The sequence below is a fragment of the Sphingomonas sp. PvP055 genome, assembly GCF_040546365.1.
GTDB lineage: Bacteria > Pseudomonadota > Alphaproteobacteria > Sphingomonadales > Sphingomonadaceae > Sphingomonas > Sphingomonas echinoides_A.
Window position 1 is genome coordinate 115,408 of record NZ_JBEPNS010000001.1, and the last position, 23,874, is coordinate 139,281.

A 23,874-nucleotide genomic window follows, 5' to 3' on the forward strand; every position below is an offset into this window, starting at 1 on the left:
GGCGGCGGGGGCGTGTCAGCCGATCAGCGCTTCATCGCCTCGATCAGTGCCTTGACCTCCTGGCTCCGCCCGCGCGGCAGGATCAGGATGTCGTTGCCGCTGGCGACCACGATCAGATCCTCGACCCCGACCAAAGCGATCCGCGCGCCGTCGCTGCGGACCAGACAATTCTTCGTGTCGATCGCAATGACCTCACCGTCTCCCTGCGCGCCGTGCGCATTGCCTTCGGCGTCGCGCGCGCTGATCTCGTGCAGCGCGTCCCAGCTGCCGAGATCGCTCCATCCCATGCTCACGGCAACGACCGCGACGCGCTCGGCCTTTTCCATAACCGCATAATCGATCGAATCGGACGGTGCCGCCGCAAAGGACGTCGCATCCGGGAATACCCGCGTTCCTTCCCTGCGTGCATTCCCGATGGCCTGCTCGCACGCCGTCAGCATCTCAGGGGCATGCGTCGCCAAGGCGGCGAGATATGCGTCCGCGCGGAACAGGAAGATCCCCCCGTTCCAGGCGTGGTCACCCGCCGCGAGCATCGCTTCGGCCGCATCACGCGGCGGCTTTTCGACGAAGTTGGCAACGCGGTGGACCCCGCCCGCGATCTCCTCACCGATGCGGATCCAGCCGTAACCCGTCTCGGGCGCATGCGGATCGATCCCGAACGTCACCAGCCACCCCTGCTCGACCAGCGGCAATGCCGCCTGGATCGCCGCGTGAAACGCAGGTACGTCGAGAATCACGTGATCCGACGGCATCACCAGCAACGGCGTTTCCCCCGCCACCTCGAGCGCGGCAAGCGCAATCGCTGGCGCGGTGTTGCGACCAGTCGGTTCCAGGATCAAGGCTTGCGGCGCTGCGGAGACCGCCTGCAACTGTGCCTCCACCATCTCAACGTGGCGCGCATTGGCAACGACGATCGGCGCCGCAAAGGCCTCCCCCTGCGCGCGCTTCGCGGTCAGCTGCAGCATCGTATCGTCCGCCGTCAGCGCGAGCATCTGCTTGGGCATTGCCGGAGTCGACATCGGCCAGAGTCGCGTTCCCGATCCACCCGACAGGATAACGGGGACGATCGGCGTGGACTGTGACATACAAAGGGCTCCTAATTCGCGTCTGCTGTAGCGCGCGCGCGCGCGGTTGATAACCTGCGATGTTCCCACGCGATCCCGCCTTCAACCTTTCTTTGTCATTTTCTGCGAGATGAGCTTCCATCGCCGGCGATAGTGCTGTCGGCATGCCGATGGGGCGGGGCGGGGTACGCGGACGATGATAAGGCTTTTCAGGCATTATATCCCCAATGCCGTGCTGCTGCTCGGGCTGCTCGACGTGTGCCTGCTGCTATTCGCAGGCGAAGTCGGGTATACCCTCCGGATGGGGCAACTCGCGTTGCCGATCGTGCCGATTGCGCAGCGAATCCCGCAACTCGTCACGTTCGTGGGAAGCGTGGTACTCGCGATGATGTCGGTCGGAGTGTACGGCGCCGGCGCCCTTCAGTCGCTCCGCCACGCCACCGCGCGCCTGCTCGTTGCCGTTTCGCTCGGAACGATCTTCCTGAGCGTCATCTATTTCGCGCTGCCGACCATTACCTTCTGGCGATCCAACCTGCTGTACTCGATGGTCTTGGCCGCCGTGATGCTGATCGCGCTGCGGATTCTCCTCGGCAAGACGCTGGGCGGACAGGTGTTCAAGCGCCGGATCGTGGTGTTGGGCGCCGGCGCGCGCGCGGCACGGCTCAAGGCCTTGTCACAATTGCCGGGGTCGGGCTTCGTCGTCGTCGGCTATGTCTCGATGAGCGAAGCCGCGCGCGTCATTCCCGAGGCGATCGCGCGCGACGCGATCTACAACCTCGCCGACCATGTCGTCCTGCTCAGCGCAAGCGAAGTGGTGCTCGCGCTGGAGGAACGGCGCAACGCGCTGCCGCTGAAGGACCTGCTGCGAATCAAGACGACCGGGGTGCATGTCAACGAAATCTCGACCTTCCTCGAACGCGAGACCGGCCGCGTCGATCTGCAGAGCGTCAACCCGAGCTGGCTGATCTTCTCCGACGGATTCTCCTCGGGACGCATGCTCTCGTCGATGTTCAAGCGCCTGTTCGACATCGTCGCGAGCTTCGTCCTGCTGACGCTCACGCTGCCGCTGATCCTGATCGTCGCGCTTGCGATCAAGTTGGAGAGCAAGGGCCCCGCCTTCTACCGGCAACGCCGGGTCGGGCTGTATCACGTCGCCTTCGACTGCATCAAACTGCGTTCGATGCGGCAGGACGCCGAGATCGCGGGAACCGCCGTCTGGGCGGAAAAGAATGATCCGCGCATCACGCGAATCGGTCGCCTCATCCGCAAGGTGCGGATCGACGAGCTGCCGCAGACCTGGTCGGTGCTGAAAGGCGAAATGAGCTTCGTCGGCCCCCGCCCCGAACGGCCGCAATTCGTCGATGATCTCGAACAGCAGCTACCTTATTACGCCGAACGCCACATGGTGAAGCCCGGGATCACCGGCTGGGCGCAGATCAATTACCCGTATGGCGCGTCGATCGAGGATGCGCGGCAGAAGCTCGAATACGATCTGTATTACGCCAAGAACTATTCGCCCTTCCTCGACCTGTTGATCCTGCTTCAGACGATCCGGGTGGTGTTGTGGCCCGAGGGCGCGCGCTGACGGCGATCCAGCAGAGCCATGCACGTCCTCAGGCTGGCGATCCCCCGCCGCGGCGTGTAGCACGCCGGCGATGACCAAACCGCTTGCCCGTATCGCCGCCGCGCTCGAACGGCTTTCCCCACCGCAGCCGGACTCCGCGGACGCCTCGGCTTCCCCGGCCTATGTCTGGCGCGGCGTCGCGCTCGAACCGGTGCGCGCGTTTCGGCCGCTGCCGCTCGACCGGCTCCACGGCATCGATGCGCAAAAGGCTGCGCTGCTCGCGACGGCGGAGCGTCTGGCACACGGCGCCGCGGCGCATGACGTGCTGCTATGGGGTGCGCGTGGGTCGGGCAAGTCCGCGCTGGTCAAGAGCGTAACGCGTGAGGTGCAAGCCGCGGGCGGGAACCTCGCGCTGATCGAAATCGTCACGCCGCAGCTCGATACCCTGCCCGCGCTGTTCCGCCTGATCGCGGACGTCCCGCGCGCATTCCTGCTGTTCCTCGACGATCTCGGGTTCGATGCCGCAGCGGACGGGCGCGCGCTGCGCTCGATGCTGGATGGTGGCGCAGAAGCGCGGCCGGCCAATGCACGACTGGTCGTCACCTCGAATCGCCGTCATCTCGTGCCGCGCGACCTGATCGACCAGCCCAACGCGGTCAATCCGCGCGATGCCGCCGACGACGGGCTCGCGCTGGCGGATCGCTTCGGGCTCAGCCTGGGGTTCCACGTCGTCGATCAGGACGGCTATCTGGCGATCGTACACGCCTATGCGACCGCGCACGACCTGCCGTTCGACCCCGCCGAAGCGGTCGGCTGGGCGACGCGGCGCGGCGCGCGGTCGGGGCGAGTAGCGTGGCATTACATCGTCGATCTCGCCGGACGCCACGGACGAACGCTGTAAAAGGTCCAGCGGCCATGCACGCGCAGATCATCGATCGCGAAGCCCAAGGTCACAAAGTTTTTCGACCGACGGCTTGATCCGTCGCGGTCGAACGCACACCGTCGCGGTCGAACGTATTCACACAGACTGGAGTGAATGCATGGCTGCCGACAAGATGGAAATCTCTCAATCGTCCGTCCTGGACAATGAGGACGAGAAACTGGTTGAGTTCATCGGCGATGTCGATGGCGACGAATATCAGTTTGCGGTCCAATATGCCGTTCTGGAGGCGCTGAGCGGCGACGCACCGGATGGCGACGCGATCGAGCAGTTCAATCGCTTCGAGGATACCGTCGCCGAAGCAGGCCTCGTCGCGCTTGCCCGCAACAGTGATCAGGCAACGATCGTGATCAGCGAGAACGACCTGGAATAGCCGGAGTATCCGGCCCCCGCGTCGCAAGCGATACGGGGGCCGGATAGCATGTTCTGGTGTTTGCCCAAAATATGCGGCAAGCCCGTGCGAGTCGGCACGCATGGTTGCGGCGGACGGTTAGAGAGAGGGAGGGCGCACGATGTCCAAGATCCTGGCGATGGTTGCGCTGCTGACGATGGGCCAAGCCGCGCCCAACCCGCATTTGCCGACCGCGACATACGATACGGTGGCGCCGGTGCTGCCCAAGGATCTGAACCGCGCGGTCCTGATCGTCTCCAAGACGAACGGCTGGCGACACCTCGAACATATCCCGCATTCCAACATCGTGCTCGCCGACATCGCGCGCGACCTCGGTCGCAAGAGCTACGCCACCGAGAACGCAGCGGTCTTCAACGATGACCAGCTCAGCCATTTTTCGGTCGTCGTGCTCAACAGCGCGAGCGGCGACTTCATGACGCCCGACCAGAGCGCCGCCTTAGAGCGCTTCGTCGCGCGTGGTGGCGGGATCGTCGCGTTGCACGCCGCAGGCGACAACAGCCATACCGGACCGTGGTACACAAAGACGATCATCGGCACCAAATTCATCGGCCATCCAGGCGGCCCAGACCAGTTCCAGCCCGCGCGGATCGTCGTGGACCAACCCCGCCATCCGATCATGGCGGGCGTAAAGCTGCCTTGGGCGCCGGTCGACGAATGGTATTCGTTCAATGCCAATCCCGCAGCCGCCGGCATGACCGTGCTCGCGCGGATCGACGAAGCGTCGTACCGGCCCGGCGCCAAGCTGATGATGGGCGCGCACCCGGTCGTCTGGATCAATCCCACGACCAAAGGCCGCGTCGTCTATTCCGCGCTCGGCCATTCGCCCGAGAATTACGACGACCCCAACTATCGCCGGCTGCTCAGCAACGCGATCCGATGGGCGGCCCGGTAACGCTTATTTTTGCCCGCGCCCCGTCAGCGCGCGAAGCTGCGTAGCCTCGGCGGCGCGATACGGCGTCCCGTCGCTACGCAACACTTCGTGGAACCACACGGTCGGCTCGTCGAAGGTGTAAGGCTTCTTCCAGCTGTCCCACGGCAGTCGGGTCTGAGTCTTCCCGTCGACGAAGCCCCAATTGACCATCGCGATCTTGGCCTGCTTGCCGATCGGCAGCGAACCGTCGAACGTCGAGCCCGCGCCGCGCGCCATATATTCGGTGCAGAACACGGGTCGACCATAGCTTACCATCTGCCGTGCCCGCGCCGCGAACTTTTCCGGCCAGCTATAGTCGTGGAAGCTCATTACATCCGAATTCGCGACCTGGATGCGCTCGACCGGGTCGAGCGTCCCAGCCTCGTCCCAATGCTCGCCGGTCCAGAGTCCGCTGGTCAGCGGCTGCACCGGATCGGCCGAACGCGCCGCGACGAAAACCTGCGCGATCAGTTCGGCGACCAGCGCCTTCTTGTCGGGGGTGGCCGCATAATTGCCGCCGCCTTCGTTATTGGGCTCGTTCCACACGTCCCACGCCAGCACGCGGTCGTCCTTCGCGAACCGGCCGACCACGTCCTTCACATAGGCGATGAGTTTCGGATGCCCCCGCCGATCGGCGAGCCGCGCCGCGCCTGGCCCTTGCACCCAGCCGGAATTATGGACGCCCGGGATCGGCGGATGCTGCGGTCCGGCGACCGGGTTCGGATCCCAGCAGCTGTCGAACAGGACAAAGATCGGGCGGATGTGATGCCGCGCCGCGATCTTCAGAAACGCATCCATCCGGCGCTTCAGACCTTCCGGGTCCCCCTCCCACAAGAGATTGTGGACGAACACACGCATTGTGTTCATGCCAAGCCCTTCGGCCCACCCGAGCTCCTTGTCGATGACCGCAGGATCGAACGTTTCGGCCTGCCACATCTCGAGCTGGTTGATCGCGGTCGCCGGCACGTAATTCGCCCCGACCGGCCAGGGCTGGCCCGCATACCACGTGTTCGCGGCCTGTTTCGTCCAGAGATCGCGCGCTTCCGCGGTCGCCGGCATCGCCAGCGTACCGGCGGCAGCCAAAAACGTCATGACGAAGCGCATCGTTGGACTCCCTATCCGGATCGACCGGCCAATCGCGGCAAAGGATCGTCGACCCTCCGCCGCATCAAGCATACTCAGAAGCGGAACCGCGCGCCCAGGCCATAATAGCGCCCTTCGTCGCGCACATCGCGCGGGTAGGAGCGGTTCGCGCCATATTGCGCATAATTCCGAAACGGACGCGCCAGAAGATTGGAAGCGTCGAACGTGAGCGTCAGCGCCTTCACCACCGTATAGTTGAACGAGAAATCGATACGGGTGACGTTCTCCGTTCCCTCCCCGAAATAGGCGCCATCGACGATCTGGTTTCCGTTCAGGAACCGCGACCGCCCGTTATATGACAGGCGAGTCGAGATATCGTCCTTCTCGTAGAACAGCGCAGCATTGTAGCTCCACTTGGAAAGCCCCGGGATTCCAACGAGCGGCGGCGTCGTGTTGGCGGGGCTTAGATCCACTGGGAAGCGCTGCTTTCCATCGAGGTAAGTGACGTTCCCCTGGACGCCGAACCCGCCGAAGATGCCGGGCAGGAAATCGAGGAACGTCTGGCCGCCAACCTCGATGCCCTTGATCTTGCCCGCACCGGCATTCGCCTGGGCGTTGACCTCGATCAGGCCGTACAATGGATCCTGGAATCGCTGTGTGTAGCTCGACAGGAAGCCGAACAGGTCGCGGTAGAAGAACGAGGCGGTCAGCGACGCGTTCTTGGAGAAGTAATATTCGATCGTGGCGTCATAGTTCTTCGACGTCAGCGGAACGAGGTTCGGGTTGCCGCCACTGCCGTAATAATTCGGGCGTCCCTGCAAATTGGCGGGGAAGCGCGGATCGTTCAGGATCGTGACGGGTGTCCCATCGGGGTTCACCCTCGGCGCAACGTTCGGGGTCAGCGTCACGGCGGGATTGAGTGCGCCGAATTCCGGCTTGGTGCGGGTTTCGGTAAAGGCGAAACGGATCTGCAACTTGTCGTTCGGTCGGAACCGCAAGCTCACATTCGGCAGGATATCGACATAATTGGCTTTGGTCGTGATCGCTTGAGCCGCGGTGACGGGGTTACCACTGGCGTCGAGCTGAACCACCCCGTTGACCACGACCGGCACCGTTCCCTGGCCGCTGTACCGGCCAACCGTGTTGACGACGCGAGCGCCGATCAAGCCGTCGACCGCGACAGAACCGAGGTTGAACTCATATTTAGTCTGACCATAGAACGCGTACGTCTGCTCCTTTGCAAGGAATGCCTGCAATGGATCGAGCTGGACATTCGGCGTGGAGAACAGGCGAAGCGAGTCCCGATACCCGCCGTCGTTAGGATTGGCCGCGACGAGGGTCTGGAGCTGTTGCAGCGAAAACTGCCGTAGTGCCGGCGCATTGCCTTCGATCCCGGAACGGCTCGGCATCAACCAACTTGTCCAGCCCTGGGTGTTTCCGCGAAACGCATCCGCCGTCAGCTCGAGCGCGCCAGCGGGCGTGCCGGCCAACGGGATGTTCAGGTTCTCCGTGTAAGCGTATCGGTTGCCGCGTTGAAGCGACGCATCGCGATCCGTGAAGCGCACCCCGAACTGCAACTTCGGGAGCAGCGACACCCCAGTGTCCAGATCGATGTCACCACGCCACTGCCAGCCGGAACCCTTCACCCGGTAGACACTCTCGTAATAGCCCCGCCATTTGTAGTTGGCCGGGTTGTCTGCGACGTAACCGGGAAGACTGAAGGCAGATCCACCGTTGACGAAGAAGTTCACGTCCATCGTCGGCGCCGTGGTTTGTGCCATGTCGAAGCTGTATTCGTTCGAGTCGTAATGGCTGGTCGTGTACGCGAGATCGCTGGAGATCCGCGCGCGCCCGGTGTTCCATTTGAAGCCGCCAGCCGCTTGATACGTATCGGTATTGTTAACGTTTGTGCTCCGGTACGCCTGCCCGCGCTCGCCGCCCGTCTTGGTCAGCGATTGGACCTGGTCCGGCTTGCCCTCGCGCAAGACGACGTTGGACAGCGCAGCACTGTTGTTAAGTAGCGAGGACTCGTACTCGTCATTAGCGCCGCGACCCCGATACCCCTGGTACAGGAGATCGGAATAAAATTCGAGGTTTGCAGCAGGCTTCCACTGCAGGCTACCATTGACCGCCGGGCGCCAGCGCTTGCCGCTATCGTTGAAGACCCCGACACGTTCCGGAATGCGGAAGGCGCGCCCGACCGAAGCCGGGCTCACCGTCACGTTGTCGGGAAGGGTGGTCGGAACGTTGCCGCTCGCGAAGCGCACAGCGTTTCGGTATTGCGACTGCGTGTAGGATGCGTTGATGAGGACGCCAATTTCACCGATCCCCGTATCTCTGCGCGCGCTGACTAGGATATTGCCCAACGGGTCGTATTTCTTGCTCTGGTCGTTGTAGGTGCCGCGAATACCGCCCGCGATGACGAACTTTTCGGTGAAATCGAACGGACGACGCGAGCGGACATTGATCAGGCCGGCGAGACCGGGCTCGAGCAGATCCGCCGTGCCCGACTTGTACACTTCGAGACCAGCGAGCGCACCCGCCGGAAAATCCTGCAGCTGCGATCGTCGCCCTTCCGCGGTGAAAATATCTCTCCCGTTGAAGGTGGTGGCAACGTCAGGAAGACCGCGCACGATCACTTGGCTGACCTCGTCGCTGTACCGGTTCACCTGGACACCGGTAATCCGCGCGATCGATTCGGCGGCGGTGTTGTCCGGTAGTTTCCCGATATCCTGCGCCACGACGGCATCAAGGATCGCATCGGAATTCCGCTTGATCGCCTGCGCGCTGCCAAGGCTGGCGCGATAGCCGGTCACGACGATGTCCCCTGCCGGGAGCGGGGCGGCGGCGGGACCTGCGGACGGCACGGTCTCCGCTGACTGCGTGGCGACGTCTCCGTTTGAAAGGTTTTCGGTGGCTTCGGTTCCGGGGCTCTTGCCCTCTGCTGCCTGCGTTGTGCGGTCCTGCGCGGCGGCAACTGGGTCGGCAGGCTGCGCTTCTGGCGCTGATGCCTGCTGCAGCGGTGCGACCGTTGCGGTTTGCCCCCACGCCGACCCGGCGATCAAGGCAAACGGCGCTGCCGAGACGAACAATGCGAAGCGCTTCATCATGGTACCCTCTCCTTACACGAGCGGCCCGGCTGTTACCGTAGGACGCGCCCAAGCTTTGCATTTGTCCGACTTACTAAAATCGGTCAAGCCATTCCGGTTTGGGATCAATGCTTTCTGTAGGAAACATCAGGATTTTGCGCGGCGGCAATTGTGAGGCAAATTGGATCAGCCTTGGTCAGCGTTGCAGTTGCGCTCGGCCCTCAACCGTTATCGAAGGGATCACGTCCATGCCTTCCACACCGACTAGCCTTGCGGTCCTGATGCTGCTCGGAGGAGCCACGTCGGCTTTGGCGTCCGCGCCACCCACCAGTTGGGGACGCTCCGGCGTTTCGCTGGCGCAGTATCGCACCGACGCGGTCGAATGCGGTCGGCTTGGAGCGAATGCCGACATTGCCGGGGAACCTGCGACCAAGGCGTTCGTCGCCGCCGAACGGTTCGCGGAGCGCAACCTTACGATGCAGCTTTCCGACACCGAACTCGCGCAAGAACAATCCCTGATGGCCCGGCGGCTAAGCCCCGCCAAACGGCTGGCCGAGGTTCAAGGCGCAATGCTCACCGCGACCGAACGGTGCCTCACTCGCCTTGGCTATCGCCAGTTCACGCTCACCCGCGACCAAAGCCGCAAACTGGGCCGCTTGCGCGTCGGGACGCCCGAGCGTCACGCCTACCTCCACGCCTTGGCCAGCGACCCTGCCGTGCTGGACGCACAGTCGGTCCGGCCTGCCGCCGGACCAGCAACGCGATCAGATCGATAGCGCCCCATTGGCGGCCGGCAGTCCGAAATCGGGGGTGCCGTCCGCACGGTAGCGGAAGGTCTGGACGCGCGTATGCCGGTTGGGGTCGTACAGCGGATCGCCGGTGATCTTGTCGTAATCGCGCGCATGATAGACCAGCACGTCGCGGCCCCGACCGTCCACGGTAAAGCTGTTGTGGCCGGGGCCGTAGATGCGGCGCTCGGGCGCAGTCTTGAACACCGGTTCGGGCGATTTCGTCCACGCCGCCGGGTCCATCAGATCGACGTCGTCGCGCGCGGTCAGCATGCCCAGGCAGTAGCGCGAGTCGGTCGCGCTCGCCGAATAGGTCAGGAACACGCGGCCGTTGCGGATCAGCGGTGCGGGGCCCTCGGCGACCTTGAACCCCTGGATCTCCCACGGGAGCATCGGGACAGTCAGCCGGGTCGGTTTGGCCCCCAGCGTCGTCGGCGTCGCGAGCGGTGCAAGATACAGGTTGGAGTTGGTCTCGATCCCCGGCTCCTGCTGCGCCCAGCAGAGATAGCGCGTCCCGCGGTGGACGAAGGTCGTCGAATCGAGCGTGAACGTATCCCACGGCGTCTCGAGCTGCCCCAGCACCGACCATTTGCCCGTTACCGGATCCTTGCCGTCGCATTGCAGGACGTAGGTCCGGATGTGAAACACGTCGCCGCCGTTCCCCGCCGCGACATAGACATACCAGCGCCCGTCGATCTGGTGGATCTCCGGCGCCCAGATATGCCCCGCCATCTTGCCGGATGCGGGCCGACGCCACAGCACCGTCTCCGGCGCGGTGGCCAGCCCGGCGATCGTTTTCGCCCGCCGCAGGATCACGCGGTCATATTCGGGAACCGACGCGGTGAAGGTGTAGAACCCGTCGGCCTGCAGCGCGATCTGCGCATCGGCGCGCTGGCGGACCAGCGGGTTGATGATGGTCTCGCCGCGCGACTGCCGCGCCAGCAGCGGCTGTGCGAGCCCGACGGTGGCGGCACCGGCGACGAAACTGCGGCGTGTCAAAATGGTCATGGGCATCGTCCTTCAGTTGTCGAGCACCGGCCACCCGTCCCGCGCCCAGCGCATGCGCGCGAGACGCAACGTCGGGACACCGCGCCGGTCGCGGTCATAGGCGTGGTAGATCAGGTAATCGCGTCCATCGCGGTCGTGCAGGAACCCGGCATGGCCGGGGCCGCGGAAGCGGTCCTTTCCGGCGGCATCGGCCTGCAACAGCACCGTCCCGCCGCCATCGCGCATCGGGGTTCCGGCACGGTCGACATAAGGCCCGGTGATCGCGCGTGATCGTCCGATGACGAGGTGGTAGTCGCTCTTGGCGCCCTGGCAGCATCGATCGAACGAGGCGATCAACCAGTACCAGCCGCCATGATCGATGATGAACGCCGCCTCGATCGCCGTATTCGGGCCGAGCGCGCGGCGCGCGATCGGGGTCAGCGGCGCGGCCGGGTCGGCAAGCTTGCCCGTCGCGGGATCGAGCCGCGCGAGCTTGAGACCGGTCCAATAGCTCCCCAGCGCGAGCCACGCCCCGCCCTCCCGGTCGCGTACGAAATTGGGATCGATCGCATTGTAATCGTCGCCGGGCTTCGACGCGATCACCAGCCCCTCGTCGCGCCAGCCATAGCCGGGCTTGGCCGGATCGAGCGTCGGGCTGGTCAGCAGCCCGATCACCGACCTCTGCTTGCCGAAGGTCGAAACCGAATAATACAGCCGGTACCGCCCGTTCGCGTAGGAGATATCGGGCGCCCAGATATCCTTCGCCCCCGGCACCGCCGCCAACGCCCAGGCCGGGATCGCTGGAATCGGACCCGGCAACGCCCGCCAGGTGACGAGATCGCGCGACGTCCGCGCAAGGATCGGCAGCCGATCGCGCTGGCCGGTCGAATAGGCGTAATAGGCGTCGCCCTCACGGATCAGCACGGGGTCGTGCGCCGGCACGATGTCGCCCGACAGCCGTTGGTTGAGCGACGGCGGGGCCGCGCCCGTGCACAGAACGGCCGCGAGGATGAGACCCAGCGTCGAGGCCGCCGCTCGACCGAGCCGAGTCACCGTGCGCCCCCGAAATAGCGTTCGAGCCGCGCCGCTTCCTCGGGCGTGACCGCCATTACGGCGCCATGCTTGGGCTGGACGAAGTTGGTCGCCTTCATCGGCGAACCGGGATCGTTGAACCGGCCGATGTTGCGGAAGGTGACGAAATCGGTCGTCTCGGCAAACCCCATGTTGTTGGGCGTCACGCCGAACACGTCGTACATCAGCACCCATATGTTCGTGCCATGCCTGCGCCATAGATTAGGCGCTTCGGCCGCCACCGTCTCCGGGTCGATCTTGCGCGCATCGTAGACGTAGCCGCGATCGATCTGGTTCGACACCGCCTGGCGAATGCTGCCGGGCTTTTCATGCGCGACGTAGAACATCCGGTACTTGCCGCCGATCAACGTGATGTCCGCGTCGATCGTGTTCACCTGTGGCCGGGGATAGTCGAGGATCTTGCGCGGCACGGTGGTCAGCGTGGTGAAAGCGGCGTTCGCCTCCGACGAAACCATGAAGTTGGGCCCGTTGCGGATTCGCGTGGTGAAATAGACCATCATCCGGCGGGTCTTGGGGTTGTAGATCGTCTCGGGCGCCCAGGCGTTGCCCGCCTGGCTGTACGTCGGGAACAGCCGCGACACGTCGACCTTGGCCAGCGTCCAATGGAGCAGGTCGACGCTCTTCATCAGCAACATGTTGCGATTGTTGCCCCAGCCATAGTCCTGCTCCGGGCGTTCCCACTGCGTCGTCCGCACGCAGTCGCGCTGCCCGAAAACGTGCAGATCGGTCATCGCCATGTAGAACGCACCGTCGGGGCCACGCATGATGTGCGGATCGCGAATCCCCTTCTGGTCCGCGATCGACCGTCCCGACAGGATCGGCCGCCCCGCGTTTACGTCGGTGAACGCATGCCCGTCCCGCGACGTCGCGAAGTAAAGCGAATGCGTATCGTCCTTGAAATAGGCCATCAGATAGGCCGACTGCTTGCTCGCGGGCGTGACGTGCGCCGCGGCCAGCCGGGAGACGATCGCCAATTGCCGTTCGCCGCGCACAACCGCCGGGCTCTGCTGGCCCGAACAGACCGGGTCGATCTTTCCGGCTTGAACCGGCGGCGGAGGCGTTCTGGCGGAAACCGCGCTCGCGAATGCGGCACCGAGGATGCTCGTCAAGATCGCCACTCGGCCCAATGCCACGCCCACCCTCCAAAACCGCAGTATTCTTCCGCGTCTTGTCAGACAATATCAGGCCGTTCGAATTGCGCAACAGGGGGAAGCGATCGCGGTCACCAAAGCGATCGAAAGGCCTGTCGCCACGATCCGCTAGCAAAGACGGGCCGGTATCGATGCAACGCGACCGTCTCGTTACCGATACGGCGCGGCAAGTGCCGTGCTGGAGGAAGCGGGAAACCGGCTTGACGGACAATTAGTCGGGCTTAATGTCAAACAAATATGAGGAGAGGAGCCGCGGTGCAGTCAGCCGGATACACCCTCGCGGGGTGTGATGCCGACGCGGCGCACGGTTCCGCGCAGTTTCATTTCAGCGTCAAGGATTTCGCATGAAAGCACCCAGAGGGATTCAGCGCCGCATGATCGCGGAGGGCTCGTTATGAGCGCGCGGATCCGCATCGCCGTCGTCGGCATGGGCAAGATCGCCAAGGACCAGCACCTCCCCGCGATCGCCACAGTACCGGACTTCGATCTCGTCGCCACCGTCAGCCGCAGCGGCGAAAGCATCGACGGTAAACCGCATTTCCACGACATCGAAGCGTTGGCCGCCAGCGGCATGGAAATCGACGCGGTCGCCTTGTGCACCCCGCCGCAAGTCCGCCGCCGCATCGCGCAATTCGCGATCGACCAGGGCTGGCACGTCTTCCTCGAAAAGCCCCCCGGCGCGACGCTGTCTGAAGTGGAAGCGCTGCGCAAAGCGGCCGATGCACGCGGCATCAGCCTGTTCGCGAGCTGGCATTCGCGCTTCGCCGATGGGGTCGAGCCAGCACGCGCCTGGCTCGCCGACCGCACGATTCGCAGTGCGACGATCACGTGGCGCGAGGACGTCCGCGTCTGGCATCCCGGACAGGACTGGATCTGGGAACCGGGCGGGTTCGGTGTGTTCGATCCGGGCATCAACGCGCTGTCGATCGCGACGCGCATCCTCCCCAACCCGATGTTTGTCGAACAGGCCGACCTCGATGTTCCCGCCAATCGTGCCGCCCCGATCGCGGCGCGCGTCGGGTTCCGCGACACCGCGGGCACGGCGATCGCGATGGACCTCGATTTCCGCCAGGAGGGCCCGCAAAGCTGGGACATTGTCGTCGAGACCGACGCGGGCACGCTGACGCTCGCCAAGGGCGGGGGTGAGCTTTCGATCGACGGCGGCGCGGCCCCGACCGCTGCGGTCGATCTGCACGGCGAGTACCCCGGCCTCTACCGCCGCTTCGCCGAGATCGTCCATGCGGGCGTCTCCGATGTCGATGTCAGCCCGCTCCGGCTGGTCGCCGACATCTTCCTGCGCGGGCGGACGACGATCGTCGAACCCTTCGTGGAATGAGGCGGCCACGCTCCAGCCGTTTCGCCGCCTGCGTTGCTACCTTATGCCTCGCCACTTCGGCCGTAGCGCAGGAGCGGACGGTATCGGTCACGATCCGTCCGGCGGTCGAGCGTCCGTCCACGGTGTTCGAAGGATGGGGCACCGCGCTCGCCTGGTTCGCGCACGTCACCGGCGGCTGGCCCGAAGCCGATCGCGGGCGGCTTGCCGACCTGTTCTACGGTACGGACGGGCTCGGCTGGACGATCGCGCGCTATAATATCGGCGGCGGCAATGCGGCGGACACACCGGCCTATCTGCGACCGGGCGCCGCGATTCCCGGCTTCTGGCGGCAACCGTCAGGTGCCATCGGTCGCGACTGGTGGCGCGCGGATGACGCGGCGATGTGGGACTGGTCGCAGGACGCGAACCAGCGGTGGTGGCTGGATGCGATCCGAGTCCGCGTGCGCGAACCGATCTTCGAGGCTTTCTCGAATTCGCCCCCCTGGTTCATGACCGTATCGGGGCGTGTCTCGGGTGCGGAAAAGGGCACGGACGACAATCTCCGCCCCGGATACGAACGCCCCTTCGCCGATTACATGGCGCGCGTCGTGGACGAGCTGCAGCATCGCCACGGAATCACCTTCCGCACGCTCTCCCCCGTCAACGAGCCGAACACCGATTATTGGTTCGCCAAGAACACGCAGGAAGGCGCCCATTGGTCGCCCGCGCGCCAGGCGATGATGATCGACGCGACGGACGCGGCCTTGAAGGCGCGCAGTCTTGCGACCGTCATCGCAGCACCCGACGAGACCAATTCGCACCTGTTCCTGCAGGACTGGGCCGCCTACCCCAAGGCAACCCGCGCGCGGGTCGGGCAGCTCAACGTCCACAGCTACGGCACGGTCAACCAGACCGGGGTGCGCGACGTCGCGCGCGCTTCGGGGATCAAGCTCTGGATGAGCGAGAACGATACCCCGCTCGACAAGGACCCGCAGGACTTCGAGGGCATGCCCTCCGCGCTCGCCTTTGCCGAGCATGTCGTCCTCGACCTGAAGCGGCTCGAACCCGCCGCCTGGGTCTTCTGGCAGGCCACCGAGAATACCGCATTGTCCGGGCCGGGTTCGAACTGGGGGCTTGTGAAGGCCGATCTGCGCGTGCCCGCCGCCGGGCCGCACGACATTCACGTGACGCGCAAATATTGGGCGATGGCGCAGTTCAGCCGATACATCCGGCCCGGCTACCGTCTGGTGCCGGTCGACGATCTCGACACCGCAGGCGCGCTGTCCCCCGATGGACGGACGCTCGTGCTCGTCCATGTCAACGGCGGGATCAACCCGCGCGCGCTGGTCCTCCCGCGCGGCTGGCATGCGCAGATGGTGCTGACCGACCGGAGTCACACGGCCGGCTGCGTTGCCGGGACCACCGTCCCGGCTCGCGCGATTGCGACGCTGCTGCTCACACGAACCATCGGGAAGTCGCCATGCGCCACCGGACGCTGACCGCTCTTGCGGTCCTGCTCGCGATCGCACCCGCGGTCGCCGCGCCGCCCGCTCCGCCGCCTCCCACCGCAGCCACGCTGCGCATGCCCAACATGCCGCTCCACGATCCCTGGATTGTCGCCGACCGGAAAAGCGGCACCTATTATCTCTACACCAAGAACGATCGCCGGATGACCGGGAGCCCAGACGTCGGAATCATGGCGTACACCAGCCGTGACCTGAAGGCCTGGACCAAGCCGCGCGTCGTGTTCACGCTGCCCAAGGGCCTGTGGGCCAACGACGGCGCCTGGGCACCCGAGGTGCATCGCTGGCGCGGGCGCTGGTATCTCTTCGCGACCTTCTACAACGATTCCGCCCCGATCCCCGCGACCGACCAGCGCCGCCCGATCCGACGGAGCACGTTGCTCGCCGTGAGCAATGCGCTGACCGGCCCGTTCACGCTCGTGCGGAACGGCGAACCGCTGGTCGACAAGAGCCGGATGTCGCTCGACGGGACGCTCTATGTCGATCCCGCGGGCAAGCCCTGGCTCGTCTACGCGCACGAATGGGTGCAGGTCGGTGACGGCACGATCGAGGCGATTCCGCTCGACGATAGCCTGCGCGCCGCCGGACCGCCGCGGCTGCTGTTCAAGGCGTCCGATGCGCCGTGGGTCCCGCGCAAGGCCGAGACGAATTACGTGACCGACGGCCCCGAGCTGATCCGCACGCGCACCGGCACACTGCTGATGCTGTGGTCGAGCTACGACGCCAACGGTTATGTCCAGAGCGTTGCCCGCTCGCGCAGCGGTTCGATCGAAGGACCATGGGAACAATTGCCACCGCTGGTGCGCGCCGATAGCGGGCACGGCATGGTCTTCAGGCGTTTCGACGGCACGCTGATGATGGTACTGCACCGTCCGTTCCAGAACGCGCGCGGCAAGCTGTATGAGATGCGCGACACTGGCGACAATATCGCGGTCGTGCGGGAAGCAACCGAGCTCGACGGCGAACGCCACCCGACCGATTAGTCACGAAGCGCGGGATGCGTCTTGCTCGACGCATCCCGCCCGTTCCCCATTCGCTTAAACGTCGAGGTTGGCGACGCTCAGCGCATTCTCCTGGATGAACTCGCGGCGCGGTTCGACCACGTCGCCCATCAGGCGCGTAAAGATCTCGTCCGCGACATCCGCCTGGTCGACCTCGACGCGGAGCATCGAGCGGTTCTGCGGATCGAGCGTGGTTTCCCACAATTGCTCCGCATTCATCTCGCCCAGCCCCTTGTACCGCTGGATCGCCAAGCCCTTGCGCCCCGCCGTGAGGATCGCGTCGAGCAGCTGCGAAGGCCGCGCAACCATCGTCGAGCCCTTGCTCACCGTCGCGGGCGCGCCTGCACGGCCACCCTCGGGCGCGGTCGCCTCGGCTTCGTCCGCAGCCGCATCGGCTTCCGCCTGTGCCGCCGCGGCTGCCTTGTTCGAAACGAGTCGCGCGGTATCGACGAACGCCTCGGCCTGTTCCACCGCGAGCGTATGGAGCTTGCGCGCCTCCGCCGAGCCGAGGAACGCCGCCTCGATGACATGGTGATCGGTCACACCGCGCCACACGCGCTTGACGTGGAAGCCGCCGTCCTCGGCCAGCGTCGCCGACCAGCGCGCATCCTGATCCGCCGCGTCGAGCCCGCGCACGACCTGCACCACGCGTTCGCGCCGTGCATCGAGATCGAGCGCCGGATCGAGCGCGCCACCCATCGCGAGCGCCTCGACGATCGTCGGGTCATAGCGCCGCGGCACGAAGCGCATCAGCGTCCGCATCCGCCGCGCATGATCGACCAGCGTGCGCAGGTCCGCGCCCGAACGCGACCCCTGCGCGCCCTCGAGCACGACGCTCGCAACGCCATTCTCGACCAGATATTCGTCGAGTGCGCTGTCGTCCTTCAGATACACTTCGGACCGCCCACGCGTCGCTTTGTAGAGCGGCGGCTGCGCGATGTAGAGATGCCCCTTGGTGATGATTTCCGGCATCTGGCGGTAGAAGAACGTCAGCAACAGCGTGCGGATGTGCGCGCCGTCGACGTCTGCGTCGGTCATGATGACGATCTTATGGTAGCGCAGCTTCTCGACGTTGAAGTCGTCGCGCCCGATGCCGGTGCCCATCGCCTGGATCAGCGTGCCGATTTCCTTCGACGACAGCATCCGGTCGAACCGCGCGCGCTCGACGTTCAAGATCTTGCCGCGCAACGGGAGGATCGCCTGGAAGTGGCGGTCACGCCCCTGCTTGGCCGAACCGCCAGCCGAGTCACCCTCCACCAGGAACAGTTCGGACTTCGCCGGATCGCGCTCCTGGCAATCCGCGAGCTTGCCCGGGAGCGACGCGATATCCATCACGCCCTTGCGCCGGGTCAGCTCGCGCGCCTTCTTGGCGGCTTCACGTGCGGCGGCGGCGTCGATGATCTTGAGCACGATCGCCTTGCCGTGCGCCGGGTTTTCCTCGAGCCATTCGGCAAGCTTGTCCGCCATCAGCGATTCGAGCGGCTGGCGCACCTCGGACGAGACGAGCTTGTCCTTGGTCTGGCTGCTGAACTTGGGGTCAGGCAGCTTGACCGAGACGATCGCGGTGAGCCCTTCGCGCATGTCGTCGCCGGTGAGGCTGACCTTCTCCTTCTTCAACATGCCCGATTTCTCGGCATAATTGTTGAGCGTCCGCGTCATCGCCGCGCGGAAGGCGGCCATGTGCGTGCCGCCGTCGCGCTGCGGGATGTTGTTGGTGAAGGCGAGGACGTTCTCGTAATAGGAGTCGTTCCATTCGAGCGCGACGTCGATCGTGACGTCGTCGCGCGTGCCCGAGATCGCGACCGGCTCGGGCATCAGCGCGGCCTTGTTGCGATCGAGATACTTCACGAACGCGGCGATCCCGCCCTCGTAATAGAGCTCGACCGTCTTCACGTCCTCATGCCGCGCGTCGTTGAGGAACAACCGCACGCCCGAGTTGAGGAACGCAAGCTCGCGATAGCGATGCTCGAGCTTCTCGAAATCGAATTCGGTGATCTTGAACGTGGCGGGCGACGGGAAGAAGGTGACGCGCGTCCCCTTCTTGCCCGGCGCAGGGCCGACGATCTTGAGCGGCGCCACCGCATCGCCGAACGCGAAGCGCATGTAATGCTCCTGCTCGTCGCGGAAGATCGTCAGGTCGAGCCATTCGCTCAGCGCGTTGACCACCGAAACGCCGACGCCGTGCAGACCGCCCGACACCTTGTAAGCATTGTCGTTCGAGGTGTTCTCGAACTTACCCCCCGCGTGAAGCTGGGTCATGATCACTTCGGCGGCGCTGACGCCTTCCTCGGTGTGGATGCCGGTCGGAATCCCGCGCCCGTTATCCTCGACCGAAACCGATCCATCGGCGTTGAGCGTGATGTCGATCCGGTCGCAATGCCCGGCGAGCGCCTCGTCGATCGCATTGTCGGACACCTCGAACACCATATGGTGGAGGCCGGAGCCGTCGTCGGTATCGCCGATGTACATGCCGGGGCGCTTGCGGACTGCGTCGAGGCCTTTCAGCACCTTGATCGAGTCAGCGCCGTAGTCGTTGGTATTGGGGTCTTCAGCCATGCCAAGCCTATAGGGATTCAGGCACGAAAACGGAAGCGAAATGGGTACGCCCGTCCAGCTACGAACGGGACGCGGTCACCCCGGCCCGCGCCGGGGTGACCCAAGGCGTAGCGCATGAGGCGATCCGCGCGTTGCCCCAGCAACGTCACTTCGACGCGGCGGCTCTGGCGCACCCCCGGCGGCGTGGTGTCGGGCGCAACCGGATCGGCCTCGCCATGCCCGACGACAGAAAGGCACGCGCGTCGGCGACGATGCGTTCCACCGACAGCACGGTTCAGCCAAGCGTCTGGCCCAGCGTGAGACGCATTGCTGCGCCACCAAGGTCGGCGAACAGCGCGTCCTCGGTTCCGGTCATCCACACTTGCCCGATCCCGTCGAGCCGCTCGAACAAGGCAGCCCGGCGCACAGGGTCCAGATGCGCCGCAACCTCGTCGAGCAGGAGGATCGGCGCCATTCCGGTCCGCTCGGCGACCAATTCGGCGTGCCCCAGGATCAGCCCCAGCAGCAAGGCCTTCTGCTCCCCGGTCGAGCACAACGCGGCGGCCTGCGCCTTTCCCAGATGCGTCACGGACAGATCACTGCGATGCGGGCCGACCAGCGCACGCCCGGCGGCGGCATCGCGTCCGCGGCTCTGCGCGAGATCGACGGCCAGCGTCTCACCGCCCCCGGTCCAGCCCGTCAGCGCCAGCCCGGCGCGGGCGAACGGGCCGTCGGGTTGCTCTACCAACCGTGCCCCGAGCGCCGCCACGGTATCGCGCCGCGCCAAGTCGATCGCGCTGCCGTGCTCGGCCATCTGCGCCTCCAGCGCGCTCAGCCACTCGCGATCGGGTCGCCCATCCTCCCCCAGCAGCCGGTTGCGCGCGCGCATCGCGGCTTCGTAGCGATTGGCATGGACCGCATGCCCAGGGCTGAGCGCCAGCGTCAGCCGGTCGAGAAAACGCCGCCGCTCGCCGGCCGGTTCGACGAACAGCCGGTCCATCGCAGGCGTGAGCCAGAGGACCGTCAGCCACTCGGCGAGATGCGTGGCGGCAACCCCGCTGCCCTGCACCCGCACGATCCGTCGCTCGGGCGCACTCGCCTGCGTACCCGTCGCGATCGCAACGTCGCCACCAAGGTCGGCCGCGATCCCGAAGCCGCCGGGACCGTCCTGCCGCGCCATTTCGCCGAGCGGGGCGCGGCGCAACCCTCGCCCCGGCGCCAACAGTGAAACCGCTTCCAGGATGTTGGTCTTGCCCGCGCCATTCTCGCCCGTCAGCACGACGAACCCCGGCCCGAGCGGGATTGCCCTTGCAGTATGGTTGCGGAAATTGGTGAGGACGAGGCGCGTCAGCATTCCGTCCGCTCTACCCTGTCCACCGCGTTTCGCAATTTTCGTGTTTGCCCAGCGCGGCCTAGGTCGGACGCACGCGCGCGAAGCGCGCCTGTCTTGCGACAGAGCATGCGCAAAACCGCTATCAAGCGCCGATGATCTAAGAAATGGTGCACCCGACTGGATTCGAACCAGTGGCCTCTGCCTTCGGAGGGCAGCGCTCTATCCAGCTGAGCTACGGGTGCCTGAGGCATCGCCTAGCAAAGCGCGCGACGCGACGCCAGCCCCGATCGACGATTCACCGGGCGCTCAATGTCACCGGCTGGAATTGCCCCAGCCCGCAGCTTGCCCCCTGGGTGAGATAGGGCGCCTGATAGAGTACGCTGATGATGTCGGTGGAACACAATTGGCCGAGACTCGTCGCGTAGCTGAAGCGCTGTTCGAAACCGAGGCTGGGACAAGCGTAGGGCAAGGTGTTGCGATAGATCTTGCGGCCGTTCAGGACGAAATCGATCGTGCGGTCGTCGCGCACGCGGGTTTCGCGAATCTGTACCAGCGGAATGCACGGGACCGCTGGACCCGCGGGGGTTGCCACCGGAATCCGCTCGCGGGCGCCGGCGACGCTCGCCGCAAACAGCAGGACGATGGCGGAAAGCACACGACGCATGGATCACTCCTTGGCGGGACGCCGTTCCGTAACCGTTTTGGGCGCGGGCGTCTTGGGCTTGAACGCGCACAGATCCGCAACGACGCATCTCCAGCATTCCGGCGTCCGCGCCTTGCAGACGTAGCGGCCGTGGAGGATCAGCCAGTGATGCGCATGCAACCGAAACGGCTGCGGAGTCGCCTTGTCGAGCTTGAGCTCGACCGCAAGCGGGGTCTTGCCGCGCGCGAGGCCGGTGCGATTGCCGACACGGAAGATATGCGTGTCGACCGCGAAGGTCTCCGCGCCGAACGCGACGTTGAGCACGACGTTGGCGGTCTTGCGCCCGACGCCGGGAAGCTGTTCGAGCGCGGCGCGATCGTTGGGGACCACGCTCCCGTGCGCGTCGATCAGCTGCTGCGACAAGGCGATGACGTTCTTCGCCTTGGTGTTGAACAGCCCGATCGATTTGATGTGCGCCTTCAGCCCGTCCTCGCCGAGCGCCACCATCTGCTCGGGCGTCGTCACTTCCGCGAACAGCCTCCGCGTCGCCTTGTTGACGCCCACGTCGGTCGCTTGTGCCGAGAGGGCGACCGCGACGACGAGCTGGAACGGATTGCCGGCTTCCAGCTCGGTCTCGGGGTGCGGATTGTCCGCCGCCAGCCGCGCGTAGAAGTCGACGACGTCGGCCTTTTTCACACGCCGACCACCTCTTCCATCTGGTAGCGGCCCGCCGGCTTCCCCGCGAGCCACAGCGCCGCGGTCACTGCCCCGCGCGCGAAGATCGCCCGGTTTTCCGCGCGGTGGCCGAGTTCGATGCGCTCTCCCTCGCCCGCGAACACGACGAGGTGATCCCCCGCGACCGACCCGCCGCGGAGCGACGCGAACCCGATCGTCCCTTCGGACCGCGCGCCGACCAGTCCGGCCCGGTCCGACACGCGCAGGTCAGCGAGGGACGCCCCCCGCCCCGCCGCCGCGGCCTCGCCCAGCAGCAAGGCGGTTCCCGACGGCGCATCGACCTTGTGGCGGTGATGCATCTCGACGATCTCGATGTCCCAGTCGGGGCCAAGCCGCGCCGCCGCCTCGCGCACCAGCTTTGCGAGCAGCGTCACCCCGAGCGAGACGTTGCCGGTCTGCAGCACCGCGATCTCGCTCGCGGCCGCATCGACGAGCGCATGATGCGTCGGGCTGAGCCCGGTCGTGCCGATCAGGATCGGGGTGCCGGTCAACCGCGCGGCGGCGAGATTGCGCTCCAGCGCGGAGGGTGCGGAGAAATCGATCAGCACGTCCGCGTCATGCGCCAGCGTCGCCGGATCGCCCCCCGCATCGATCCCGCCGGCGAGCGTCGCACCGAGATCCGGCACTGCCGCCGCGAGCGCTTGCCCCATGCGCCCTGCGCTCCCGATAATGCCGATCGCGGTCATCGCCTGTGCTCCGTAAATGCATCCCCCGCGGCCTCTAGAGCCTCGCCCCGCGAGATGCCATGCGGGGATCGCAAAACATCGCGGTTCGAAGCGGCGAAGTCCGATCCAAAATCTGACAATGGCTGGAAGATGGCATCACCGCACGCTTGCTCGATGCGTTTAACGAGCGCGCCGTTGCGGTGCGAGAATGCGCCAATGCCGGCTAGACCATCCCGCTGATTTGCGAGACGGTAGAGCGTGCGGGTGGTCCATCGTCGCAACCCGGAAAACCGTCCCCCGAACGCCCTTTCGAACAACACCCTTGCGGATCCTCACCCCATGACCTCCATCCGAAACATCGTCGTCCTGACCGGCGCGGGAATCTCCGCCGAAAGCGGAATCGCGACGTTTCGCGGGCCCGGCGGCCTGTGGGAAGGACACCGCGTCGAGGACGTCTGCACACCCGAGGCGCTCGCGGCGGATCCGGTGCTGGTCCATCGATTTTACGACGCACGCCGCGCCGCATTGGCCGACGTTGCGCCGAACGCAGCGCATACGGCACTCGCGCGGCTCGATGCGGCATGGCCCGGCGCGTTGCTGATCGTGACGCAGAACGTCGATGATCTCCACGAACGCGCCGGGGCGAAACGGTTGCTCCACATGCACGGCGAACTGCGGTCGGCCCTCTGCGCGGCGTGCGACGCCCGCGTGGCCTGGACCGAGGCGCTCCCGCCGGGCACGCCTTGCGCCGCGTGCGGCGCGCCCGCGCTCCGGCCCGACATCGTGTTCTTCGGCGAGATGCCGTATGAAATGGAGCGGATCGAGCGCGCGTTGGCGCAAGCCGACCTGTTCGTCTCGATCGGAACGTCGGGCGCGGTCTATCCCGCCGCAGGGTTCGTCCAGGGTGCGCGCTATGCCGGCGCGAGGACGGTCGAACTCAATCTCGAGCGGTCGGCGGGCAGCGCCTATTTCCACGAGACGCAGCTCGGCCCGGCCGGGGTGCTCGTGCCGGCGTGGGTCGACGCGCTGCTCGGTTGAGCGCAC

20 protein-coding genes and 1 tRNA gene are annotated in these 23,874 nt (G+C 65.6%); 9 read left to right on the forward strand and 12 right to left on the reverse strand.

Annotated features, from left to right (window positions below):
* Positions 1–23: 23 nt before the first annotated feature.
* On the reverse strand, positions 24–1,085 hold the full coding sequence (locus ABIC16_RS00535) for a mannose-1-phosphate guanylyltransferase/mannose-6-phosphate isomerase (RefSeq protein WP_354289661.1): 1,062 nt from the start codon (positions 1,083–1,085) through the stop codon (positions 24–26).
* A 175-nt stretch (positions 1,086–1,260) separates the two neighbouring features.
* Between ABIC16_RS00535 and ABIC16_RS00540 the strand changes: the two genes are divergently transcribed.
* The 4 genes from ABIC16_RS00540 (at position 1,261) to ABIC16_RS00555 (ending at position 4,872) form a co-directional block, all read left to right on the forward strand.
* Positions 1,261–2,649: a TIGR03013 family XrtA/PEP-CTERM system glycosyltransferase gene (locus ABIC16_RS00540; protein WP_277970972.1), complete on the forward strand. Its 1,389-nt coding sequence runs from the start codon at positions 1,261–1,263 to the stop codon at positions 2,647–2,649.
* A 70-nt stretch (positions 2,650–2,719) separates the two neighbouring features.
* On the forward strand, positions 2,720–3,529 hold the full coding sequence (locus tag ABIC16_RS00545) for an ATP-binding protein (RefSeq protein ID WP_277970973.1): 810 nt from the start codon (positions 2,720–2,722) through the stop codon (positions 3,527–3,529).
* Between the two features lie 139 nt (positions 3,530–3,668).
* Entirely contained in the window at positions 3,669–3,941 is a 273-nt protein-coding gene (locus tag ABIC16_RS00550) for a hypothetical protein (RefSeq protein WP_277970974.1), read from the forward strand.
* A 139-nt stretch (positions 3,942–4,080) separates the two neighbouring features.
* Positions 4,081–4,872 (forward strand): ThuA domain-containing protein, encoded by a 792-nt coding sequence (locus ABIC16_RS00555; RefSeq protein WP_277970975.1) that lies wholly within the window; start codon positions 4,081–4,083, stop codon positions 4,870–4,872.
* Positions 4,873–4,875: 3 nt separating this feature from the next.
* Here ABIC16_RS00555 and ABIC16_RS00560 read toward each other — a convergent pair whose 3' ends face one another.
* Positions 4,876–5,994 carry a cellulase family glycosylhydrolase gene (locus ABIC16_RS00560; protein WP_354289662.1) on the reverse strand — a complete coding sequence of 373 codons (1,119 nt, stop codon included), beginning with the start codon at positions 5,992–5,994 and terminating at the stop codon, positions 4,876–4,878.
* A gap of 74 nt (positions 5,995–6,068) precedes the next feature.
* Entirely contained in the window at positions 6,069–9,083 is a 3,015-nt protein-coding gene (locus tag ABIC16_RS00565) for a TonB-dependent receptor (RefSeq protein ID WP_354289663.1), read from the reverse strand.
* A 227-nt stretch (positions 9,084–9,310) separates the two neighbouring features.
* On the opposite strand from ABIC16_RS00565, the gene ABIC16_RS00570 reads away from it, so the two are divergent.
* Entirely contained in the window at positions 9,311–9,838 is a 528-nt protein-coding gene (locus ABIC16_RS00570; RefSeq protein ID WP_354289664.1) for a hypothetical protein, read from the forward strand.
* Here ABIC16_RS00570 and ABIC16_RS00575 read toward each other — a convergent pair.
* Genes ABIC16_RS00575 through ABIC16_RS00585 form a run of 3 tightly spaced genes read right to left on the reverse strand, consistent with a single transcriptional unit; the run spans position 9,827 to position 13,062 of the window.
* Positions 9,827–10,858, reverse strand: coding sequence for a glycoside hydrolase family 43 protein (locus ABIC16_RS00575; protein ID WP_354289665.1), 1,032 nt, complete (start codon positions 10,856–10,858; stop codon positions 9,827–9,829). The genes ABIC16_RS00570 and ABIC16_RS00575 overlap by 12 nt on opposite strands.
* Positions 10,859–10,870: 12 nt before the next feature.
* Positions 10,871–11,890, reverse strand: a complete 1,020-nt coding sequence (locus ABIC16_RS00580) for an arabinan endo-1,5-alpha-L-arabinosidase (RefSeq protein WP_431358413.1) — start codon at positions 11,888–11,890, stop codon at positions 10,871–10,873.
* Positions 11,887–13,062, reverse strand: coding sequence for a glycoside hydrolase family 43 protein (locus ABIC16_RS00585; RefSeq protein WP_354289666.1), 1,176 nt, complete (start codon positions 13,060–13,062; stop codon positions 11,887–11,889). The genes ABIC16_RS00580 and ABIC16_RS00585 overlap by 4 nt, the downstream gene beginning before the upstream one ends.
* 412 nt (positions 13,063–13,474) lie before the next feature.
* Here ABIC16_RS00585 and ABIC16_RS00590 point away from each other — a divergent pair, with 412 nt between their 5' ends.
* From ABIC16_RS00590 to ABIC16_RS00600, 3 genes are read left to right on the forward strand one after another with little or no spacing between them, the layout of a single operon-like run.
* Complete coding sequence (locus tag ABIC16_RS00590) at positions 13,475–14,416, forward strand: Gfo/Idh/MocA family protein (RefSeq protein ID WP_354289667.1); 942 nt, start codon at positions 13,475–13,477, stop codon at positions 14,414–14,416.
* Positions 14,413–15,894 (forward strand): glycoside hydrolase, encoded by a 1,482-nt coding sequence (locus ABIC16_RS00595; RefSeq protein WP_354289668.1) that lies wholly within the window; start codon positions 14,413–14,415, stop codon positions 15,892–15,894. The genes ABIC16_RS00590 and ABIC16_RS00595 overlap by 4 nt, the downstream gene beginning before the upstream one ends.
* On the forward strand, positions 15,876–16,901 hold the full coding sequence (locus tag ABIC16_RS00600; RefSeq protein ID WP_354289669.1) for a glycoside hydrolase family 43 protein: 1,026 nt from the start codon (positions 15,876–15,878) through the stop codon (positions 16,899–16,901). The genes ABIC16_RS00595 and ABIC16_RS00600 overlap by 19 nt, the downstream gene beginning before the upstream one ends.
* Before the next feature lie 54 nt (positions 16,902–16,955).
* Here the strand turns inward: ABIC16_RS00600 and gyrB are convergent, their stop codons facing one another.
* From gyrB to dapB, 6 genes are all read right to left on the reverse strand, one after another.
* The gene (gene gyrB / locus ABIC16_RS00605; RefSeq protein ID WP_354289670.1) at positions 16,956–19,475 is read right to left on the reverse strand and encodes a DNA topoisomerase (ATP-hydrolyzing) subunit B; all 2,520 of its coding nucleotides are present in this window, start codon (positions 19,473–19,475) and stop codon (positions 16,956–16,958) included.
* Between the two features lie 274 nt (positions 19,476–19,749).
* Positions 19,750–20,808, reverse strand: a complete 1,059-nt coding sequence (gene recF / locus ABIC16_RS00610; protein ID WP_354289671.1) for a DNA replication/repair protein RecF — start codon at positions 20,806–20,808, stop codon at positions 19,750–19,752.
* Positions 20,809–20,952: 144 nt separating this feature from the next.
* Positions 20,953–21,029: transfer RNA gene (locus ABIC16_RS00615), tRNA-Arg, on the reverse strand.
* A 53-nt stretch (positions 21,030–21,082) separates the two neighbouring features.
* Positions 21,083–21,451 (reverse strand): hypothetical protein, encoded by a 369-nt coding sequence (locus ABIC16_RS00620; protein ID WP_277970462.1) that lies wholly within the window; start codon positions 21,449–21,451, stop codon positions 21,083–21,085.
* Positions 21,452–21,454: 3 nt separating this feature from the next.
* Positions 21,455–22,126, reverse strand: coding sequence for an endonuclease III (gene nth, locus ABIC16_RS00625; RefSeq protein ID WP_354289672.1), 672 nt, complete (start codon positions 22,124–22,126; stop codon positions 21,455–21,457).
* The gene (dapB, locus tag ABIC16_RS00630) at positions 22,123–22,851 is read right to left on the reverse strand and encodes a 4-hydroxy-tetrahydrodipicolinate reductase (protein WP_354289673.1); all 729 of its coding nucleotides are present in this window, start codon (positions 22,849–22,851) and stop codon (positions 22,123–22,125) included. The genes nth and dapB overlap by 4 nt, the downstream gene beginning before the upstream one ends.
* A 318-nt stretch (positions 22,852–23,169) precedes the next feature.
* On the opposite strand from dapB, the gene ABIC16_RS00635 reads away from it, so the two are divergent.
* Positions 23,170–23,868: an NAD-dependent deacylase gene (locus ABIC16_RS00635; RefSeq protein WP_277970465.1), complete on the forward strand. Its 699-nt coding sequence runs from the start codon at positions 23,170–23,172 to the stop codon at positions 23,866–23,868.
* Positions 23,869–23,874 lie beyond the last annotated feature (6 nt).

What these genes read in the sequence shown, in the direction of transcription:
- ABIC16_RS00535 (WP_354289661.1), bottom strand. Translation starts at nt 1,085, where the DNA reads ATGTCACAGTCCACGCCGATCGTCCCCGTTATCCTGTCGGGTGGATCG.
- ABIC16_RS00540 (WP_277970972.1), top strand. Translation starts at nt 1,261, where the DNA reads ATGATAAGGCTTTTCAGGCATTATATCCCCAATGCCGTGCTGCTGCTC.
- ABIC16_RS00545 (WP_277970973.1), top strand. Translation starts at nt 2,720, where the DNA reads ATGACCAAACCGCTTGCCCGTATCGCCGCCGCGCTCGAACGGCTTTCC.
- ABIC16_RS00550 (WP_277970974.1), top strand. Translation starts at nt 3,669, where the DNA reads ATGGCTGCCGACAAGATGGAAATCTCTCAATCGTCCGTCCTGGACAAT.
- ABIC16_RS00555 (WP_277970975.1), top strand. Translation starts at nt 4,081, where the DNA reads ATGTCCAAGATCCTGGCGATGGTTGCGCTGCTGACGATGGGCCAAGCC.
- ABIC16_RS00560 (WP_354289662.1), bottom strand. Translation starts at nt 5,994, where the DNA reads ATGCGCTTCGTCATGACGTTTTTGGCTGCCGCCGGTACGCTGGCGATG.
- ABIC16_RS00565 (WP_354289663.1), bottom strand. Translation starts at nt 9,083, where the DNA reads ATGATGAAGCGCTTCGCATTGTTCGTCTCGGCAGCGCCGTTTGCCTTG.
- ABIC16_RS00570 (WP_354289664.1), top strand. Translation starts at nt 9,311, where the DNA reads ATGCCTTCCACACCGACTAGCCTTGCGGTCCTGATGCTGCTCGGAGGA.
- ABIC16_RS00575 (WP_354289665.1), bottom strand. Translation starts at nt 10,858, where the DNA reads ATGACCATTTTGACACGCCGCAGTTTCGTCGCCGGTGCCGCCACCGTC.
- ABIC16_RS00590 (WP_354289667.1), top strand. Translation starts at nt 13,475, where the DNA reads ATGAGCGCGCGGATCCGCATCGCCGTCGTCGGCATGGGCAAGATCGCC.
- ABIC16_RS00595 (WP_354289668.1), top strand. Translation starts at nt 14,413, where the DNA reads ATGAGGCGGCCACGCTCCAGCCGTTTCGCCGCCTGCGTTGCTACCTTA.
- ABIC16_RS00600 (WP_354289669.1), top strand. Translation starts at nt 15,876, where the DNA reads ATGCGCCACCGGACGCTGACCGCTCTTGCGGTCCTGCTCGCGATCGCA.
- gyrB (WP_354289670.1), bottom strand. Translation starts at nt 19,475, where the DNA reads ATGGCTGAAGACCCCAATACCAACGACTACGGCGCTGACTCGATCAAG.
- recF (WP_354289671.1), bottom strand. Translation starts at nt 20,808, where the DNA reads ATGCTGACGCGCCTCGTCCTCACCAATTTCCGCAACCATACTGCAAGG.
- ABIC16_RS00620 (WP_277970462.1), bottom strand. Translation starts at nt 21,451, where the DNA reads ATGCGTCGTGTGCTTTCCGCCATCGTCCTGCTGTTTGCGGCGAGCGTC.
- dapB (WP_354289673.1), bottom strand. Translation starts at nt 22,851, where the DNA reads ATGACCGCGATCGGCATTATCGGGAGCGCAGGGCGCATGGGGCAAGCG.
- ABIC16_RS00635 (WP_277970465.1), top strand. Translation starts at nt 23,170, where the DNA reads ATGACCTCCATCCGAAACATCGTCGTCCTGACCGGCGCGGGAATCTCC.